Here is a 15,840-nt window from a genome sequence, read left to right on the forward strand (position 1 = left end):
ATCGCATTCCCCTGTAGCTCAATTGGCAGAGCAGCCGACTGTTAATCGGCAGGTTGTTGGTTCGAGTCCAACCGGGGGAGCAGGACCACGAAGGGCCCGGATCCAGTGCGGATCCGGGCCCTTCGTGCTGCCGCCTCCTCAACTTTCCCGCCGGAGGCGGGATGGTCCCACCTCGCCTGACCGAGGCCGTCAAACAAGGTGAGAGCTTCCTGTGCGGAGTGGGCGACGCTCAGATCGTGTCGTCGGCGACGGTGCCCGGGAGGGGCAGCGCCGCAGTGCCGCCGGCGGTCTTGCCTCTGCGGTTGATGCGACGCTCGATCCGGCCGGCCACGAGCGTCAGCCCGTAGTTGAGCAGGATGAAGAGGACGGCTCCGACGATGTAGGCCGGGATGACGTTGCCGTAGGCGGTGCCCACGTTCTTCACCTGGGACAGGAGCTCGATGTAGGGCAGTGCCGAGCCGAGCGCACTGTCCTTGAGGATGACGACGAGCTGGCTGACCAACGCCGGCAGCATCGCAGTGAGGGCCTGCGGCAGCTCGATCGACCGCAGGGACTGCGACCGGGTCAGTCCGACGGAGAGCCCGGCTTCGCGCTGCCCCTTGGGCAGGCCGAAGACCCCGGAGCGGACGAGCTCGGCGATGACGGACCCGTTGTAGAGCGTGAGCGCGATCACCGTCGCGGCGAACGCGTAGTTCTCGGCGCCGAACAGGTCGCGAGCCGCGATGAAGTAGAAGCCGAAGTACATCATCAGCAGGACCGGGACCGCACGGAAGAACTCGACGATCACCCCACAGACCCAGCGGACCGGCGCGAGGTGCGAGAGCCGACCGGTGCCGAAGAGGAGGCCGAAGACCATGGCGCCGACGATGGACACCGCCGCCGCCTTGATCGTCGCCCACAGGCCGGGGATGAGGTACTCGTTCCACACGTCCGCCGTGGCGAGCGGCCTCCACAGTGAGCCCTCGAGCTGACCCTGCTGGTCGAGCTTGCGAAGCACGAGGAACGCGATCCCCAGCACGAACACGGCGCCGACGGCGGTCATGACGAGGTGGCGCACCCGCGCCTTGGGCCCCGGGGCGTCGAAGAGGACGTTCTGGGTGCTCATCGCTTCACCGCCAGCCGCTGCGACATCCACGTGAAGAGCAGACCCGTGGGAAGGGTGAGGATGACGAAGCCGACGGCGAAGATGAGGAAGACGCCGAGCGAGGCGGTCTCGTTCTCCATGATCTCCTTCATGAGGCCGGAGGCCTCGGCCACGCCGATGATGGAGGCCACCGTCGTGTTCTTGATGAGGGCGATGAGCACCGAACCCAGCGGCGCGATGGCACCGCGAAAGGCCTGCGGCATGATCACCTGCGTCAGGCTCTGCCAGAACGTCAGCCCGATGGCGCGCGCCGCCTCCGCCTGGCCCAGCGGGACGGTGTTGACGCCGGACCGGAGGGCCTCGCAGACGAAGGCCGCGTGGTAGACGGCCAGGCCGACGATCGCCCAGCGGATGTTGTTGTCCACGATCGAGGTCGGCGACTGCTCGTCGGCGAGGCTGACCTGAAGGATGTAGAGGATGCCGAGGGAGCAGAACACGAGGATCAGCGTCAGGGGGGTGTTGCGGATGACGTTGACGTAGGTCGTCCCGGCCCAGCGGAGCACGCCGATGGGGGAGACGCGCATGACCGCCATGATCGTGCCGATGACGAGCGCACCGATGGCCGAGAAGAAGGCCAGGTAGATCGTCATCCAGAAGGCGCCGAGGACGTCGTAGTTCCTCAGGATCTCACCCATGGGTCACCCTTCAGGTGGTGTGGCAGGGGGCTGCGCACGCCGCCCGCCCACCGAGAGGTGGGCGGACGGCATACGCGGGGTCGGGTGGAGCGTCAGACGCACTCAGCCGGAGTCGGCGGGTTGCCGGGGCCGGGCTTGTAGTTGGCCGGGCCGAGGTTGTCGTCGATCGCCTTCTGCCAGGCGCCGTCCGTGAAGGCCTTCTTGAGCGCGTCGTTGACCTTGGTGCAGGTCTCGACGTCACCCTTCTTGAGACCGACGCCGTACTTCTCCTCCGAGAAGGGCTGTCCGACGACCTTGAACTTGCCCTTGAACTCCTCCTGCGCGGCGTAGCCGGCGAGGATGGTGTCGTCGGTCGTCAGCGCGTCGACGCCACCGGTGCCCAGCGCAGGCAGGCACTCGGAGTAGGTCGCGAACTCCTGGAGCTGGACGCCGGGGTACTTGTCCTTGACCTTCTGCGCAGACGTCGAGCCCTTGACCGAGCAGAGCTTCTTGCCGGTGAGCGCGTCCGGACCGGTGATGCTCGCGTCGTCGGAGCGCACGAGGAGGTCCTGCCCGGCGATGAAGTAGGGACCGGCGAAGGTGACCTTCTCCTTGCGGGCGTCGGTGATGGAGTAGGTCGCGAAGATCATGTCGACCTGGCCGGTGGAGATCAGCGTCTCGCGCTGCGGGGACGGCGCCTGGACCCACTCGATGTCACCCTCGGCCGTGCCGAGCTCCTTGGCGACGTACTTCGCGATGTCGACGTCGAACCCCGACACCTCCGTGCCCTTCTTCAGGCCGAGCCCGGGCTGGTCGAACTTGATGCCGATCTTCAGCTTCTTGCCGCTGGTGGTGCTGTCGCCACCGCTGCCGGTGCCGGTCTCTCCACCGTCGTCGCTCCCGCAGGCGCTGAGGCCGATCGCGAGCGCCACGGCTGCGCCGATCGCGCCGATCCGTCGTGCATTCATCTGGTGTTCCTCCTGTGGTGGCGGCACCGAGCGTGCCGTGATGTGGGGTCGTGAAGCCGGAAGTCCTCAGTGGGTGAGGATCTTGCCGAGGAAGTCCTTGGCCCGGTCGCTCTTGGGGTGCGTGAAGAACTGCTCGGGGGTGTTCTCCTCGACGATCTGGCCGCCGTCCATGAAGACCACCCGGTTGGCCGCCTTGCGGGCGAAGCCCATCTCGTGGGTGACGACGATCATCGTCATGCCGTCACGGGCGAGGCCGACCATGACGTCGAGGACCTCGTTGATCATCTCGGGGTCCAGGGCAGAGGTCGGCTCGTCGAAGAGCATGACCTTCGGGTTCATCGCCAGGGAGCGGGCGATGGCGACGCGCTGCTGCTGACCCCCGGAGAGCTGGGCCGGGAACTTCTGGGCCTGCTGGGCGACACCGACCCGTTCGAGCAGCTCCATGCCGCGCTTCTCGGCCTCCGCCTTCTTCTGCTTGCGCACCTTGATGGGACCCAGCGTGATGTTGTCGAGGATCGTCTTGTGCGCGAAGAGGTTGAAGGACTGGAACACCATGCCGACGTCGGCACGCAGCTGGGCGAGCGCCTTGCCCTCCTCGGGCAGCTTCTTGCCGTCGATCGTGATCGAGCCGGACTCGATCGTCTCGAGGCGGTTGATCGCGCGGCACAGTGTCGACTTGCCGGACCCGGACGGGCCGATGACGACGACCACCTCGCCCTTGCCGATCTCCATGTCGATGTCCTTGAGGACGTGGAGGTCGCTGAAGTGCTTGTTGACGTCCTTGAGGACGACCAGGGGCTCAGTCATGACGCGCAACCTACCGCTACCCGTGTGCTGGCACGCGGCACTGCGCCGATGCGACACCCATTTGCAACGTCCGGCGGGTATGCCGGCCGCTCGCCGCCCGCAGGTAGGATCGGCTGCGCTTCAGGGGCGGTAGCTCAGTCGGTCAGAGCAGCGGACTCATAATCCGTCGGTCCTCGGTTCAAGCCCGAGTCGCCCCACGGACGTTTGTATGACTTCGCCTGTTATCTGACGCCTGGGCTTCACCTGATACCTGACAGTGTTCCGGGTGATGGTTGACAGGCTTTGGCCGATCCCTAACACGTCCTTGGTGAGGGAGACGTATGTGGCTGAACGGCGTGGCAAGGCCGTTCTGGGTCCGATGCGGATGCCGTCATTCGGGGATGGGCGGCCAGCCAACAGCGGGCCGAACTCCGAGTGAGGAGTCGGCCCGCTGTCGTCATGCGAAAGGGCCAGCTGACCCTTGCCTGACCGAGGCGGCTACTGGATGGTCCGGGTCGACGCAACCCGCACGGTGGCCGGTGCCGCCAAGGTGTTCAGACCGTCGAGCTTGAGGATGGTGCCGGTCAGGCGCTGACCGAGATACACCGTGCCGTTGTGCACCCCGATGGACCCCGCCTCGGCGGGTGTCTTGGCCACACCTGTCCACGTCATCCCGTCAGCGCTCCGGAAGATTCCGGTGGCGCTGAGGGCATAGATGTAGCCGTCACCGGGGATGTCGAAGTCGAGGACCGTTCCCTTGTACTTGGAGAGCACCGTCGTTGCGTTGCGACCATCGAACGCGACGACCCCCAAGCTGTAGTTGGTGCAGAGGATCTTGCCGGCGAACACCTCGACCGCTCGCGCCTCGACCGTGCTGCACGGCGTCGCGCTGTGGGTCGACCAGCGGGCCCCGTCGAAGACACGCAGCGGCGCGCCTGCCATGTGCTGGGCCTGAAGGTACATCTTGCCGTTGAGTGCGGCTGCCCAGTAGTAGCGCTCGGACCCCGAGCCGGCCGTGTCCTTGGCAACCAGAGACCAGGACGCCCCCCCGTCGGTGGACCGGTAGGCGGCCGCGCCGCCCTTGCCCGGCTCGACGTTGTTCGCCGAACCGACCATCCACAGGTCCGACCCGGTGAGGCTGGCGACATCGAAGACGTGCACCGCCGGCGCCTTGAACTCGTTGGTCCAGGTGCCACTGGCGTTCGTCGAGAAGCCTTGGTTGGTGCCACCGGAACCCGTCGGGTCGGTCCATGGTGCGTAGAGCTTGCCGTTGATCCGGCGGAAGGTGGTGATCTCCTCGGTCGGCGCGGTCAGTCCCGTCTCGCTGAACCCTCGCGTGACCGGGTCGAACGTGCTCACCTTGGTCGGCCCGCCGTTGATGTAGTAGTCGCCGTATCCGACGTAGAACTTCCCGTCGTCCAGCGTGAGGCTGCGGATGGTCCGTCCGGATTCGTTGGGCTTCTCGAGCGCCTGAGGGCTCACCCCGACCACGGAGCTGGGGTAGGTGGGGAGGGCGGTGCTGACCGGCGGGGGCGGGGCCGGCTTCTTGGCCTGAGCGGGGACAGCGGCGAGTCCGCCGAGGCAGCCCAGGCCGAGGGTCGTGGCCGCGGCGGCGGCCACCAGGTGGCGACGAGTGGACAGGGGGCGGGTACCCATCGTGGGTGCTCCTCGTAAGACGCAGGGGTTGACCCGAACGGGTCAGACCCAATAGTCAATGCGCGCGAAATCGTAGGCAACTCAGAACAAGCAAATGGCCCTAAATGACTATACGATGCGCGAACTTCAGGAAGCTGGCTCTCGGATCCGACCGCCACGGTTCGATGGCGTGTTCCGCATGGTGTCTGCGGTGCCGATGGTGCATGATGAGCCCCACGGTTCACGAGTGTTCTCGTGGGACGTTTGACAACGGCGCCTGAGGCGCCTGCACAGCGAGCTGACCGGCATACAGGATCTGGTGCCCTCCGAAGGACCACGTGCGACGGCGTTGGGGAAGACGTCCCTCGTTCGTGAAGGAGGCCAGGATGTCTGTCGCGACGCGACGTGTGTCGACCCGGGGAGTGGTGTTCATCCACTCGGCCCCGGCAGCGCTGTGCCCCCACATCACCTGGGCGCTCGAGTCCGCCACGGGCTCGCGCGTCACCATCGACTGGACCCCGCAGCCCGCGGCTCCCGGCCTCATGCGGGGCGAGTGGTCGTGGATCGGGGAGCAGGGGACCGGTGCCCGCCTGGCGTCCACGCTGCGCGGGTGGCAGGGCATGCGCTACGAGGTCACCGAGGACCCGAGCGCGGGCAGCGACGGCTCACGCTGGTCCCACACGCCCAGCTTGGGCATCCACCACACCGCCACCTCGGCGAGCGGCGACGCCGTCGTGGGGGAGGAGCGCCTCAAAGAGATCCTCATGCTGGCTCAGGGCTCTCCCGACGCCATCGAGGAGATGATCGAGGAGGTCCTCGGCACCGAGTGGGACAATGAGCTCGAGGCGTTCCGCTACGCCGGCGACGGCGCGCCCGTGCGCTGGCTGCACCAGGTCGGCTGACCGGCGCCGCGACACGACGCCACGAGGCCCGCTCCCGTACAGGGGGAGCGGGCCTCGTGCGTGGTGCGACCGGTCAGGTCACAGTGGGATGTTGCCGTGGTCCCCGCGACGCTGTGGTGCCTCGGCGATGGCGCGGGCCAGGGCCGACCGGGTGACGCTGGGCTCGACGATCTCGTCGACCACGCCGATCTCCACCGCCCGCGCCAGACCACCCGACATGAGGTCGTGCTCCTCGGCCAGCTGCTGCTCGACGGCGGCGCGCTCGGCGTCGTCGACCTCTGCCAGCCGGCGGCGGTGCAGGATCCGGATGGCGGCCACCGAGCCCATGACCGCGACGTGCGCCGTCGGCCAGGCGAAGACCCGGGTGGCGCCGAGCGAGCGCGAGTTCATCGCGATGTAGGCACCTCCGTAGGTCTTGCGCGTCACGAGGGTCACCCTGGGCACGGTGGCCTCGGCGAACGCGTGGAGGAGCTTGGCGCCGCGGCGCACCACGCCGTCCCACTCCTGGCCGACGCCGGGGAGGTAGCCCGGCACGTCGACGAGGACGATGAGCGGCACCCCGAAGGCGTCGCACATCCGCACGAACCGCGCGGCCTTCTCGGCGGACGGAGAGTCGAGACAGCCGCCGAGCCGCATCGGGTTGTTGGCGATGACGCCGACGGTGCGGCCGCCGAGGCGCCCCAGCTGGGTGACGATGTTGGGCGCCCACCGGGGGTGCAGCTCGACGGAGTCGGCGCCCTTGTCGAGGACGTTGTCGACGACCGGGTGCACGTCGTAGGCGCGCTTGGCCGACTCGGGGAAGGTCTCCTCGAGGTCGAAGTCCGCCACGCCGTCGACGTCGAGGGTGCCCTGGTCGGCGAGCAGCGAGGCCAGCTGGCGCCCGCGCTCGTAGGCCTGCTCGGTCGACTCGGTGACGACGTGCACGACGCCGCTGCGCCGGCCGTGGGGCTCGGGGCCGCCCAGGCGCAGCGCGTCCACGGCCTCGCCGGTGACCGAGCGGACCACGTCGGGTCCGGTGACGAAGATGCGACCGTCCGGGGCGAGGATGACGATGTCGGTCAGGGCGGGCCCGTAGGCCGCACCGCCGGCGGCGGCGCCGATGACCACCGAGATCTGCGGGATCTTGCCCGAGGCCCGGGTCATGATGGCGAAGACCTCACCGACCGCGTGCAGGCTGACGACCCCCTCGGGCAGCCGGGCGCCCCCGGAGTGCCAGATGCCGACGACCGGTATGCCGTCCGCGAGAGCCCGCTCGTATGCCGTGAGCACGACCTTGCAGCCGGCCACGCCCATGGCACCACCCATGATCGTCGCGTCCGAGCAGAACGCGGCCACGGGCGTGCCCTGGCAGGTGCCGACGGCGGCGAGCATGCCGCTGTCGTCCTCGGGGCTGATCAGCTCGAGCGAACCCTCGTCGAAGAAGGCGGCGAGCCGCAGCCTCGGGTTGCGGGGGTCGTTGGCCTTGTCGGGCTTCGGCTTCGTGGCGGTCGACGCCGACGCGGAGGCCTCGTTGGGTTGGCGGGTCATCAGACGCTCTTCACGGTGAGAGCGACGTTGTGCCCGCCGAAGCCGAACGAGTTGTTGAGCGCGGCGATGTCGCCGTCGGGCAGCGTGCGGTGCTCACCCCGGACGACGTCGAGGTGGATGGCGGGGTCCATGTCCTCGATGTTGATCGTGGCGGGAGCGATGCGGTGGTGCACGGAGAGGATCGTGAACAGCCCCTCCAGGGCTCCTGCGGCACCGAGCAGGTGGCCGGTCATCGACTTCGTCCCGCTGACGCACATGCCGTCGGTCGCGTCACCGAAGGCGCGGCGGATGGCGTTGGACTCGGCGACGTCACCCACCGGCGTCGAGGTGGCGTGCGCGTTGATGTGGACGATGTCGGCCGGGGTGAGGCCGGCTCGCTCGACCGCCTCACGCATCGCGCGGCTCGCTCCGGCGCCCTCGGGCTCCGGGGCGGTGATGTGGTGCGCGTCCGAGGACATGCCGGACGCGGCCAGCTCGGCGTAGATCCGGGCTCCGCGAGCCCGGGCGTGCTCCTCGGACTCGAGGACGATGACGGCCGCGCCCTCACCCATGACGAAGCCGTCACGGCCCGTGTCGTAGGGGCGGGAGGCGTGCTCGGGGTCGTCGTTGCGCGTCGAGAGCGCCTGCATCTGGGTGAAGCCGGCGAAGGGGAGTGCGTGGACCGCCGCCTCGGTGCCACCGGCCACGACGATGTCGGCGCGTCCGAGGCGGATCTGGTCGACCGCGAGGGCCATCGACTCGGCGCCGGAGGCGCAGGCCGACACGGCGGTGTGGGCCCCGGCGCGCGCACCGAGGGCGAGCGAGACGTTGCCGCTGCTCGTGTTGGGCATGAGCATGGGCACGGCGAGCGGGAAGACGCGACGAACGCCCTTCTCCCGCAGGTTGTCCCACTGCGCGAGCAGGGTGTGGACGCCACCGATGCCGGTGCCGATGGCGACCATGAAGCGTTCGGGGTCGACCTCCGGGGAGCCCGCGTCGGCCCAGGCCTCGCGGGAGGCGACCATGGCGTACTGGGCGCTGGGGTCCATGCGGCGGCACTCGACCTTGGACAGCACCTCCTCGGGGGAGGTGTGGATCGAGGCCGCGAAGGTGACGGGGAGCTCGTACTTCTCGACCCAGTCCTCGGTCAGCGTGCGCGCGCCGGACCGGCCGGCGAGGATCGCGTCCCACGTCTCGGTGATGGTCCCGCCGAGAGGGGTGGTGGCTCCGAGACCGGTGACGACGACGCGACGTTCGGTGCTCATGTTTCGTTGACTCCTAGACGAGGACGGTGGGTGGCGGCAGGTGGCGTGCGCAGGTGGCCCGAGCCCGGCGCCGCCCCACGTGCGTGGGGCGGCGCCGTCGGATCACGCCTGGTTGGACTGGATGAACGAGACGGCGTCGCCGACGGTGCGGAGGTTCTTGACCTCGTCGTCCGGGATGCGCACCCCGAACTTCTCCTCGGCGTTGACGACGATGGTCATCATCGACAGCGAGTCGATGTCGAGGTCGTCGGTGAACGCCTTGTCGCTCTGGACGCTCTCCGGGTCCAGCCCGGTCTCCTCGTTGACGATCTCTGCGAGACCCGCGAGGATCTCCTGCTCGCTCTGAGCCATGGTGTGCTCCTTCGTGTTCGGGTCCGCCTGGTGCGGACCTCCTGTGCGTGGTGCGGTGGCCCTTGATGACCCGTGGACCGCGGGAGTCTCTAGGGGAGGGTGACGACCTGCGCGGCATACGACAGGCCCGCGCCGAAGCCGATCTGCAGCGCCAAGCCGCCGCGGGGGGCGAGGCCCTCGCGCAGCAGGCGCTCGGTCGCGAGCGGAACGGATGCGGCGGAGGTGTTCGCCGAGTCGACGATGTCGCGGGCGACGGCGACGTGCTCGGGGATGCCGAGCTGCTTGCACATCGCGTCGATGATGCGGACGTTGGCCTGGTGGGGGATGAAGGCGTCGAGCTGGTCGACGGTCACCCCCGCGACCTCGAGGGCGCGCTTGGCCACCGGCGCCATGCTCCAGACGGCCCACCGGAAGACGCGCTGGCCCTGCATGCCGATCGTCGGCCAGTCGAGCTTCTGCTCGTGGACGTCGATCCAGCTCTCGTTCTGGGCGATGACGTCCCACTTGTCGCCCTCGGAGCCCCAGACCGTCGGACCGATGCCCACAGTGTCGGCGGCCGTGACGATCGCAGCGCCCGCCCCGTCGCCGAAGATGAAGGCCGTGCCACGGTCGGTGCGGCTGGTGAAGTCGGAGAGCCGCTCCACGCCGACGACCGCGACATTGCGGGCGCTGCCGCCGCGGACCATGTCGTTGGCGAGGGCGATGCCGTGGCAGTAGCCGGCACAGGCCGCGGAGACGTCGAACGCGACCGGCTTGTCCATGCCCATCCGGTCGGCGAGCATCGGGGCGGCCGCCGGGGTCTGGTATGGATGGGTCACGGTGGCGAGGACGACGGCGTCGATCTCGCCGGCCTCCATGCCGGCCATCTCGAGGGCGCCGTTGACGGCGGCCTCGGACATGTCGATGACGCTCTCGCCGTCACCGGCGAAGTAGCGGGTCTTGATGCCCGACCGCTCCTGGATCCACTCGTCGGAGGAGTCGATGGCCTCGACGATCTCGGAGTTGGGGACGACGCGGCGTGGGCGGTAGGCGCCGATGCCGGCGATGCGCGCGTGGGCGGCGCCGGTGGCGGGGGTGATGAGTCCGGACATCCGGCTCAGCCTTCCTGGGGGTGCAGACGGAGAACGGGCTGGCCGGGCGAGACGGGGTCGCCGTCCTCGACCAGCCACTCGACGACGCGGCCCCCGTGCGGGGCGACGACCTCGTAGGTGTCGCGCAGGGTGCCGACGGTGGCGACGACGGCGCCGGTCTCGACGGCCGTGCCGACCTCGCTGTGGGTGAAGGAGACCATGCCCTTCGCGGGACTGATGACGAGGCGCCAGGTCGGGTCCTGGGCGACCCCGGCGGAGACAGCGTGCTCCTTGACCATCCGGTGCGCCTGCTCGAGGTCGTCCGGGGTCCTGAGCGCGAGGATCTCGACGTCCTTGAGGACACGCTTGGCCAGACCGGCGAGGGTTCCGGCGGGCGGGACCTCGATGATGCCGGTCACGCCGAGCTCCTTGAACGTCTCCATCGTCAGGTCCCAGCGCACCGGGTTGCTCACCTGGCTGACGAGGCGGCCCAGCACCTCGCGGCCGCTGTGCACCACGGCACCGTCGCGGTTCGAGACGAGGGGGACGCGGGCGTCGTGGGTGGACATGGCCTTGGCGTAGCGCGACAGCACGTCGACGGCCGGAGCCATGTGCTCGGTGTGGAAGGCGCCGGCGACCTTGAGCGGGATCACCCGGGCCTTCGCCGGGGGCTCGGCGGCGAACGCGGCGAGCTGGTCCGTCGTGCCCGCGGCGACGACCTGCCCGGCGCCGTTGATGTTGGCCGGGGTCAGGCCGTGCCGGGCGATGGCAGCGGACACCTCGTCGGGGTCGCCGCCGATGACGGCGCTCATGCCGGTCGGCTGCACGGCGCTCGCCTCGGCCATGGCGCGGCCACGCTCTCGGACGAAGACCATGGCCTGCTCGGCGGAGATGACGCCGCCGGCGGCCGCGGCCGTGATCTCACCCACGGAGTGGCCGGCACCGGCGCCGACGAGGCGGAAGCCGTCGGCCGGGTGCTGGAAGAGCGCGAGCAGGGACACCAGCCCGGAGGCCACGATCAGCGGCTGGGCGACCGCGGTGTCCTTGATGGTCGCCTCGTCGGACTCGGTGCCGTGGCGCACGAGGTCCATCCCGGCGACGGCAGAGAGCCAGCCGAGCCGTTCACGGACGCCGGGGATGGCGAGCCAGGGGGTGAGGAAGCCGGGGGTCTGGGAGCCCTGTCCAGGGCACACGATGACGAGCACCCCTTCAGCGTCGCCGTGACGGACCCGCTGCGGCGTCTCCGGGCCAGACGATTTCAGGGGCGCAGGTTTGGAGGGTTCCTACAACGTCGAACGCTGAGCCCGCGCGACCCGCGTGGACGGCTCGGGGGCTACCCGTCCGTAGGCCAGCGCGAGCCGGACCGTCTGGGCGTCGTGCGGGTCGGTGAGGTCGTAGCCGACGGTATCGGCGATCTTCCCCAGCCGGTAGCGCACCGTGTTGGTGTGCACGAAGAGCTCGCGGGCCGTGCCCTCGAGCCCCAGCCCACCGTCGAGGTAGGCCGCCGCCGTCTCGAGCAGGTTGCCCCCGCCGCTGGCCGCCAGTGGGGCGTAGACGCGGGCGATGAGCATGGCGCGCGCCGGCAGGTCACCGAGCAGCGCGCGCTCGGCGAGGAGGTCGTCGCTGAGCACCGGACGGGCGGACTTGGGCCACGCGGGAGCAGCGGCGTGCCCGGACAGCGCGGCGCGGGCACTGCGCCCCGCGGCATACAGGTGGGGGACGACCGGTCCGACGACGAGCGGACCGTCACCGAAGCAGTCCCCCAGCGCGGACGCGGTCGCCAGGGGGTCCTCGACCTGACCGGTGATGCACACGACCCGGCGCCCGTGGATGGCGACGAGCACCTCGACGCCGAGGCGCTTGGCGTCCCGGTGCAGGCGGTCCACGACCTGAGCAGGAGCCTGTTCTGGCGTCGAACCGACGATGACGCACACGTCGGTCGTCGTGCCCCACCCGAGCGCGGAGGCTCGCGACTGCATCGAGTCGTCCGCCTCGCCGCGGATGACTGCGTCGACGACGAGCGCCTCGAGCCGGGCGTCCCACGCTCCACGCGCCTCGGCGGCGTGCGCGTAGACCTCTGCCGCGGAGAAGGCGATCTCGCGGCTGTAGCGCAGCACCGCCTCGCGTACCTTGACCTCGTCACCACGCCCGGCGAGCCCGGTGGACTCGCGCTCGACGACGTCGACGACGGTCCGGACGAGGTCGAGCGTCTGGCCCAGGCTGATCGAGCGGGTCAGCTCACGCGGCGCCGTGCCGAAGACGTCGGCCGTGACGTGGCTGCGGTCCTGGCTGCCGGTGAACCACTCGATGAACGACCGGATGCCCGCCTGCGCCACGAGCCCGACCCACGACCGCTCCTCGGCGGCCAGCGCGCGGTACCACTCGTGCTGGGTCTCCATCTGCTGCACGGCCGCCGCACCGAGGTCACCGGCCGCACGCTCGAACCGGCGCCGGGTCGCCGCCGAGGGGCGGTTGCGGGTGATGGCCACGCGGGGAGTCTATTTGTATGCCGTGCACAACCTGCGGCATGTCCCGCGCGTTCTGCTCCTGTCGCCGCTCGGGTCAGGCCTGCCAGCCGAGCAGCTGCTCACCGAGCATCATGCTGGCCCACCACACCGCGGCCGCCACGAGGGGCAGGACGAGGACGAGCCACGGTCGCGTCCGGAACCAGCGGACGGCGCACAGGACGAGCGCGGCCCAGAACACGAGCAGGACGACGATCGCCCAGAACGGCGCCGCGAGGCCCGACGAGATGTAGAAGGGCAGGACGGCGAGCAGCCCGAGCACGCCGAGTCCCGCGGCCAGCCGCTCCACCACCGTGCGTCCGTCCATGGACCCAGCATCGCGCAGGTGAGGTCCTCGCGTCAGTCGGTTCCGAACTCCATGGCCGCCCGGTCGAGGGCGTCGTCGTCGGGGCCCGGGCCGACCGGGTTGTCGGTGATCCGGTCGTAGCCGCCGGCGGGGAGGTCGCCGAAGAGGGTGCCGTTCTCGACGAGCAGCTGCCCTTGGTCGACGGGCTGGCTCGCGTAGATCTCGAGCTTGGAGCGGCTGTCGGCGATGTCGAGGTTGCGCATGGTGAGCTGGCCGATCCGGTCCAGCGGACCGAAGGCGGCGTTCTCGACCCGCTCCATCGACAGCTTGTCGGGGTGGTAGCTGAAGTGCTCACCCGTGGTGTCGATGATGGAGTAGTCGTCCCCGCGCCGCAGCCGGAGGGTGACCTCGCCGGTGACGACCGAGGCGATCCACCGCTGGATGGCCTCCCGCAGCATGAGCGACTGCGGGTCCAGCCACCGGCCCTCGTAGAGCAGACGGCCGAGCCGGCGGCCCTCGGCGTGGTAGTTCGCGATCGTGTCCTCGTTGTGGACGGCGTTGAGGAGCCGCTCGTAGGCGATGTGGAACAGGGCCATGCCGGGGGCCTCGTAGATGCCTCGCGACTTCGCCTCGATGATCCGGTTCTCGATCTGGTCGGACATGCCCAGGCCGTGCCGCCCGCCGATGGTGTTGGCGAGGTCGACGAGCGCCACCGGTTCGAGGGCCTCCCCGTTGATCGCGACCGGTCGTCCCTGGACGAAGCGGACCCGCACGTCCTCCTGCTCGATGGCGACCGACGGGTCCCAGTGCTTGACGCCCATGATCGGCTCGACGATCTCCATCGACTCGTCGAGGTGCTCGAGGGTCTTGGCCTCGTGGGTCGCGCCCCAGATGTTGGCGTCGGTCGAGTAGGCCTTCTCGGCGCTCGAGCGGTAGGGGAGGTCGCGCGCGGTGAGCCACTCGCTCATCTCGTGCCGGCCCCCGAGCTCGCTGACGAAGGCCGCGTCGAGCCACGGCTTGTAGATCCGCAGGCCGGGGTTGGCCAGCAGGCCGTAGCGGTAGAAGCGCTCGATGTCGTTGCCCTTGAACGTCGAGCCGTCGCCCCAGATGGACACGTCGTCGGCCTGCATGGCCCGCACGAGCAGGGTGCCGGTGACGGCGCGGCCGAGCGGGGTGGTGTTGAAGTAGGTCCGGCCACCGCTGCGGATGTGGAAGGCACCGCAGGCCAGCGCCGACAGCCCCTCCTCGACGAGAGCGCTCCGGCAGTCGACGAGGCGCGCGACCTCGGCGCCGTACTGCCCGGCGCGTTCGGGGACGGTGTCGATCTCGGGCTCGTCGTACTGGCCCAGGTCGGCGGTGTAGGTGCAGGGGACCGCTCCTCGCTCACGCATCCAGGCGACGGCGACGGAGGTGTCGAGACCCCCGGAAAAGGCGATGCCGACGCGCTCGCCGACGGGCAGGGAGGTGAGTACTTTGGACACGACTGCAAGACTATACAGAGTTGCGCATAACCACAAATGAGTCGTGTGCCGTGTGGCCCGGACGACGTCCAGAGGTCACCCACCCGCCACCTGCTCGCCGCGCGGAACTCGCCGAGCCGGGTCAGGGTGGTCGCATGAGACGAACCCTCCTCACCCTCACCCTGTCCCTCGGCCTCGTGGCGCCCGGAGCCGCGACCCTCGCCCCGGCGCAGGCCGACGCGCCCCCGTCCTCGAAGGGCCGCGCGAGCTTCGCCGAGCCCCTCGTGCACGCGCACCGCGGCGCCTCGGGGTACCGCCCGGAGCACACGCTCGCGGCCTACCGGCTCGCGGTGGAGCAGGGTGCCGACTACATCGAGCCGGACCTCGTGATGACCAGGGACGGTGTCCTCGTCGACCGGCACGAGCCGGAGATCGGCGGGACGACCGACGTCGCGGCGCACCCCGAGTTCGCCGACCGCCGCGTCACCAAGCAGCTCGACGGCAGGGCCGTGACCGGGTGGTGGGTGGAGGACTTCACGCTCGCCGAGCTCAAGACGCTGCGCGCCGAGGAGCGGCTCCCGGCCGTCCGTCCCGAGAGCGCCTCCTACGACGGACGGTTCGAGGTGCCGACGCTCGACGAGGTGCTCGCCCTGCGCGAGCGGCTCAGCGCCGAGCTCGGTCGCACCATCGGCGTGATCCCGGAGATCAAGCACTCGACCTTCCTCCACGAGGCGGGCTTCGACCCGGAGGTGTCGCTCCTGCGTGCGGTGACGGCCTTCGGGCTCAACCGCCCCAACGCCCCGCTCTGGGTGCAGAGCTTCGAGCTCAGCAACCTCGTCCGGCTCGACGACGAGCTGGGCTACAAGGCCAACCTCGTCTTCCTCGTGAGCGCCAGCGGTGCCCCCTACGACCTCGAGGCGCAGGGTGACCCTCGCACCTACACCGACCTCATCGCTCCGGCGAGCCTCAAGGCCCTCGCCAAGGACATCGACGGGCTCGGGGTCGAGAAGAGCCGGGTCATCCCTCGCCGCGCCGACGGGACGCTCGGGACCCCGACCACGCTCGTCTCCGAGGCCCACAAGGTCGGGCTCGACGTCACCCCGTGGACCTTCCGCGCGGAGAACCAGTTCCTTCCCGTCGACTACCGGATCGGCACCGACCCCGCGGCGATCGGTCGGATGGGCGACGAGGTGACCCGCTTCTTCGAGGTCGGGGTCGACGGCGTCTTCTGCGACCAGCCGGACATCTGCGTCGAGGCCCGTGAGGCGTTCCTCGCCCGTTGACCCCCGGCCAGGACGGAGCGGTCCTGACAGATGTCACGCCGAGGT

Annotated in this window: 15 protein-coding genes and 2 tRNA genes; 4 read left to right on the top strand and 13 right to left on the bottom strand. The window is 69.8% G+C overall.

What is annotated here, in order from left to right:
• Positions 1-7 precede the first annotated feature (7 nt).
• A tRNA-Asn gene (locus ACOJV9_RS08010) sits at positions 8-80 on the top strand.
• Positions 81-229: 149 nt separating this feature from the next.
• On the opposite strand, the gene ACOJV9_RS08015 is transcribed toward ACOJV9_RS08010, so the two are convergent.
• From ACOJV9_RS08015 to ACOJV9_RS08030, 4 genes are all read right to left on the bottom strand, one after another.
• The gene (locus ACOJV9_RS08015; RefSeq protein WP_420184666.1) at positions 230-1,105 is read right to left on the bottom strand and encodes an amino acid ABC transporter permease; all 876 of its coding nucleotides are present in this window, start codon (positions 1,103-1,105) and stop codon (positions 230-232) included.
• On the bottom strand, positions 1,102-1,779 hold the full coding sequence (locus ACOJV9_RS08020) for an amino acid ABC transporter permease (RefSeq protein ID WP_420184667.1): 678 nt from the start codon (positions 1,777-1,779) through the stop codon (positions 1,102-1,104). Before ACOJV9_RS08020 ends, ACOJV9_RS08015 begins: the two co-directional genes overlap by 4 nt.
• A gap of 92 nt (positions 1,780-1,871) precedes the next feature.
• Positions 1,872-2,726 carry a glutamate ABC transporter substrate-binding protein gene (locus ACOJV9_RS08025; protein WP_420184668.1) on the bottom strand — a complete coding sequence of 285 codons (855 nt, stop codon included), beginning with the start codon at positions 2,724-2,726 and terminating at the stop codon, positions 1,872-1,874.
• Between the two features lie 66 nt (positions 2,727-2,792).
• Entirely contained in the window at positions 2,793-3,533 is a 741-nt protein-coding gene (locus ACOJV9_RS08030; RefSeq protein WP_420184669.1) for an amino acid ABC transporter ATP-binding protein, read from the bottom strand.
• A 123-nt stretch (positions 3,534-3,656) separates the two neighbouring features.
• Between ACOJV9_RS08030 and ACOJV9_RS08035 the strand changes: the two genes are divergently transcribed.
• Positions 3,657-3,730: transfer RNA gene (locus tag ACOJV9_RS08035), tRNA-Ile, on the top strand.
• Between the two features lie 280 nt (positions 3,731-4,010).
• Here ACOJV9_RS08035 and ACOJV9_RS08040 read toward each other — a convergent pair.
• Positions 4,011-5,168, bottom strand: coding sequence for a beta propeller repeat protein (locus ACOJV9_RS08040; protein WP_420184670.1), 1,158 nt, complete (start codon positions 5,166-5,168; stop codon positions 4,011-4,013).
• A 365-nt stretch (positions 5,169-5,533) separates the two neighbouring features.
• Between ACOJV9_RS08040 and ACOJV9_RS08045 the strand changes: the two genes are divergently transcribed.
• Positions 5,534-6,049, top strand: coding sequence for a DUF3145 domain-containing protein (locus ACOJV9_RS08045; protein WP_420184671.1), 516 nt, complete (start codon positions 5,534-5,536; stop codon positions 6,047-6,049).
• A gap of 78 nt (positions 6,050-6,127) precedes the next feature.
• Here the strand turns inward: ACOJV9_RS08045 and ACOJV9_RS08050 are convergent, their stop codons facing one another.
• From ACOJV9_RS08050 to argG, 8 genes are all read right to left on the bottom strand, one after another.
• Positions 6,128-7,576: an acyl-CoA carboxylase subunit beta gene (locus ACOJV9_RS08050; protein ID WP_420184672.1), complete on the bottom strand. Its 1,449-nt coding sequence runs from the start codon at positions 7,574-7,576 to the stop codon at positions 6,128-6,130.
• Positions 7,576-8,820 carry a beta-ketoacyl-ACP synthase II gene (gene fabF / locus ACOJV9_RS08055; RefSeq protein ID WP_420184673.1) on the bottom strand — a complete coding sequence of 415 codons (1,245 nt, stop codon included), beginning with the start codon at positions 8,818-8,820 and terminating at the stop codon, positions 7,576-7,578. Before fabF ends, ACOJV9_RS08050 begins: the two co-directional genes overlap by 1 nt.
• 102 nt (positions 8,821-8,922) lie before the next feature.
• Positions 8,923-9,171, bottom strand: coding sequence for an acyl carrier protein (locus ACOJV9_RS08060; RefSeq protein WP_420184674.1), 249 nt, complete (start codon positions 9,169-9,171; stop codon positions 8,923-8,925).
• 89 nt (positions 9,172-9,260) lie between these two features.
• A complete protein-coding gene (locus ACOJV9_RS08065; RefSeq protein WP_420184675.1) occupies positions 9,261-10,262 on the bottom strand; it encodes a beta-ketoacyl-ACP synthase III in 1,002 nt (333 codons plus the stop codon).
• Between the two features lie 5 nt (positions 10,263-10,267).
• Entirely contained in the window at positions 10,268-11,446 is a 1,179-nt protein-coding gene (locus tag ACOJV9_RS08070) for an acyltransferase domain-containing protein (RefSeq protein WP_420184676.1), read from the bottom strand.
• A gap of 78 nt (positions 11,447-11,524) precedes the next feature.
• A complete protein-coding gene (locus ACOJV9_RS08075; RefSeq protein WP_420184677.1) occupies positions 11,525-12,730 on the bottom strand; it encodes a PucR family transcriptional regulator in 1,206 nt (401 codons plus the stop codon).
• 73 nt (positions 12,731-12,803) lie between these two features.
• A complete protein-coding gene (locus ACOJV9_RS08080; RefSeq protein ID WP_420184678.1) occupies positions 12,804-13,073 on the bottom strand; it encodes a hypothetical protein in 270 nt (89 codons plus the stop codon).
• A 32-nt stretch (positions 13,074-13,105) separates the two neighbouring features.
• The gene (argG, locus tag ACOJV9_RS08085) at positions 13,106-14,533 is read right to left on the bottom strand and encodes an argininosuccinate synthase (protein WP_420184679.1); all 1,428 of its coding nucleotides are present in this window, start codon (positions 14,531-14,533) and stop codon (positions 13,106-13,108) included.
• Positions 14,534-14,667: 134 nt separating this feature from the next.
• Here argG and ACOJV9_RS08090 point away from each other — a divergent pair, with 134 nt between their 5' ends.
• Positions 14,668-15,795, top strand: coding sequence for a glycerophosphodiester phosphodiesterase family protein (locus tag ACOJV9_RS08090; protein ID WP_420184680.1), 1,128 nt, complete (start codon positions 14,668-14,670; stop codon positions 15,793-15,795).
• The last annotated feature ends 45 nt before the right edge of the window (positions 15,796-15,840 follow it).

This window comes from Knoellia terrae (genome assembly GCF_048606435.1).
GTDB classification, from domain to species: domain Bacteria; phylum Actinomycetota; class Actinomycetes; order Actinomycetales; family Dermatophilaceae; genus Knoellia; species Knoellia terrae.

Excerpts from the sequence above, each read along its gene's own strand:
- ACOJV9_RS08015 (WP_420184666.1), bottom strand. The coding sequence starts at position 1,105 with ATGAGCACCCAGAACGTCCTCTTCGACGCCCCGGGGCCCAAGGCGCGG.
- ACOJV9_RS08020 (WP_420184667.1), bottom strand. The coding sequence starts at position 1,779 with ATGGGTGAGATCCTGAGGAACTACGACGTCCTCGGCGCCTTCTGGATG.
- ACOJV9_RS08025 (WP_420184668.1), bottom strand. The coding sequence starts at position 2,726 with ATGAATGCACGACGGATCGGCGCGATCGGCGCAGCCGTGGCGCTCGCG.
- ACOJV9_RS08030 (WP_420184669.1), bottom strand. The coding sequence starts at position 3,533 with ATGACTGAGCCCCTGGTCGTCCTCAAGGACGTCAACAAGCACTTCAGC.
- ACOJV9_RS08040 (WP_420184670.1), bottom strand. The coding sequence starts at position 5,168 with ATGGGTACCCGCCCCCTGTCCACTCGTCGCCACCTGGTGGCCGCCGCC.
- ACOJV9_RS08045 (WP_420184671.1), top strand. The coding sequence starts at position 5,534 with ATGTCTGTCGCGACGCGACGTGTGTCGACCCGGGGAGTGGTGTTCATC.
- ACOJV9_RS08050 (WP_420184672.1), bottom strand. The coding sequence starts at position 7,576 with ATGACCCGCCAACCCAACGAGGCCTCCGCGTCGGCGTCGACCGCCACG.
- fabF (WP_420184673.1), bottom strand. The coding sequence starts at position 8,820 with ATGAGCACCGAACGTCGCGTCGTCGTCACCGGTCTCGGAGCCACCACC.
- ACOJV9_RS08060 (WP_420184674.1), bottom strand. The coding sequence starts at position 9,171 with ATGGCTCAGAGCGAGCAGGAGATCCTCGCGGGTCTCGCAGAGATCGTC.
- ACOJV9_RS08065 (WP_420184675.1), bottom strand. The coding sequence starts at position 10,262 with ATGTCCGGACTCATCACCCCCGCCACCGGCGCCGCCCACGCGCGCATC.
- ACOJV9_RS08080 (WP_420184678.1), bottom strand. The coding sequence starts at position 13,073 with ATGGACGGACGCACGGTGGTGGAGCGGCTGGCCGCGGGACTCGGCGTG.
- ACOJV9_RS08090 (WP_420184680.1), top strand. The coding sequence starts at position 14,668 with ATGAGACGAACCCTCCTCACCCTCACCCTGTCCCTCGGCCTCGTGGCG.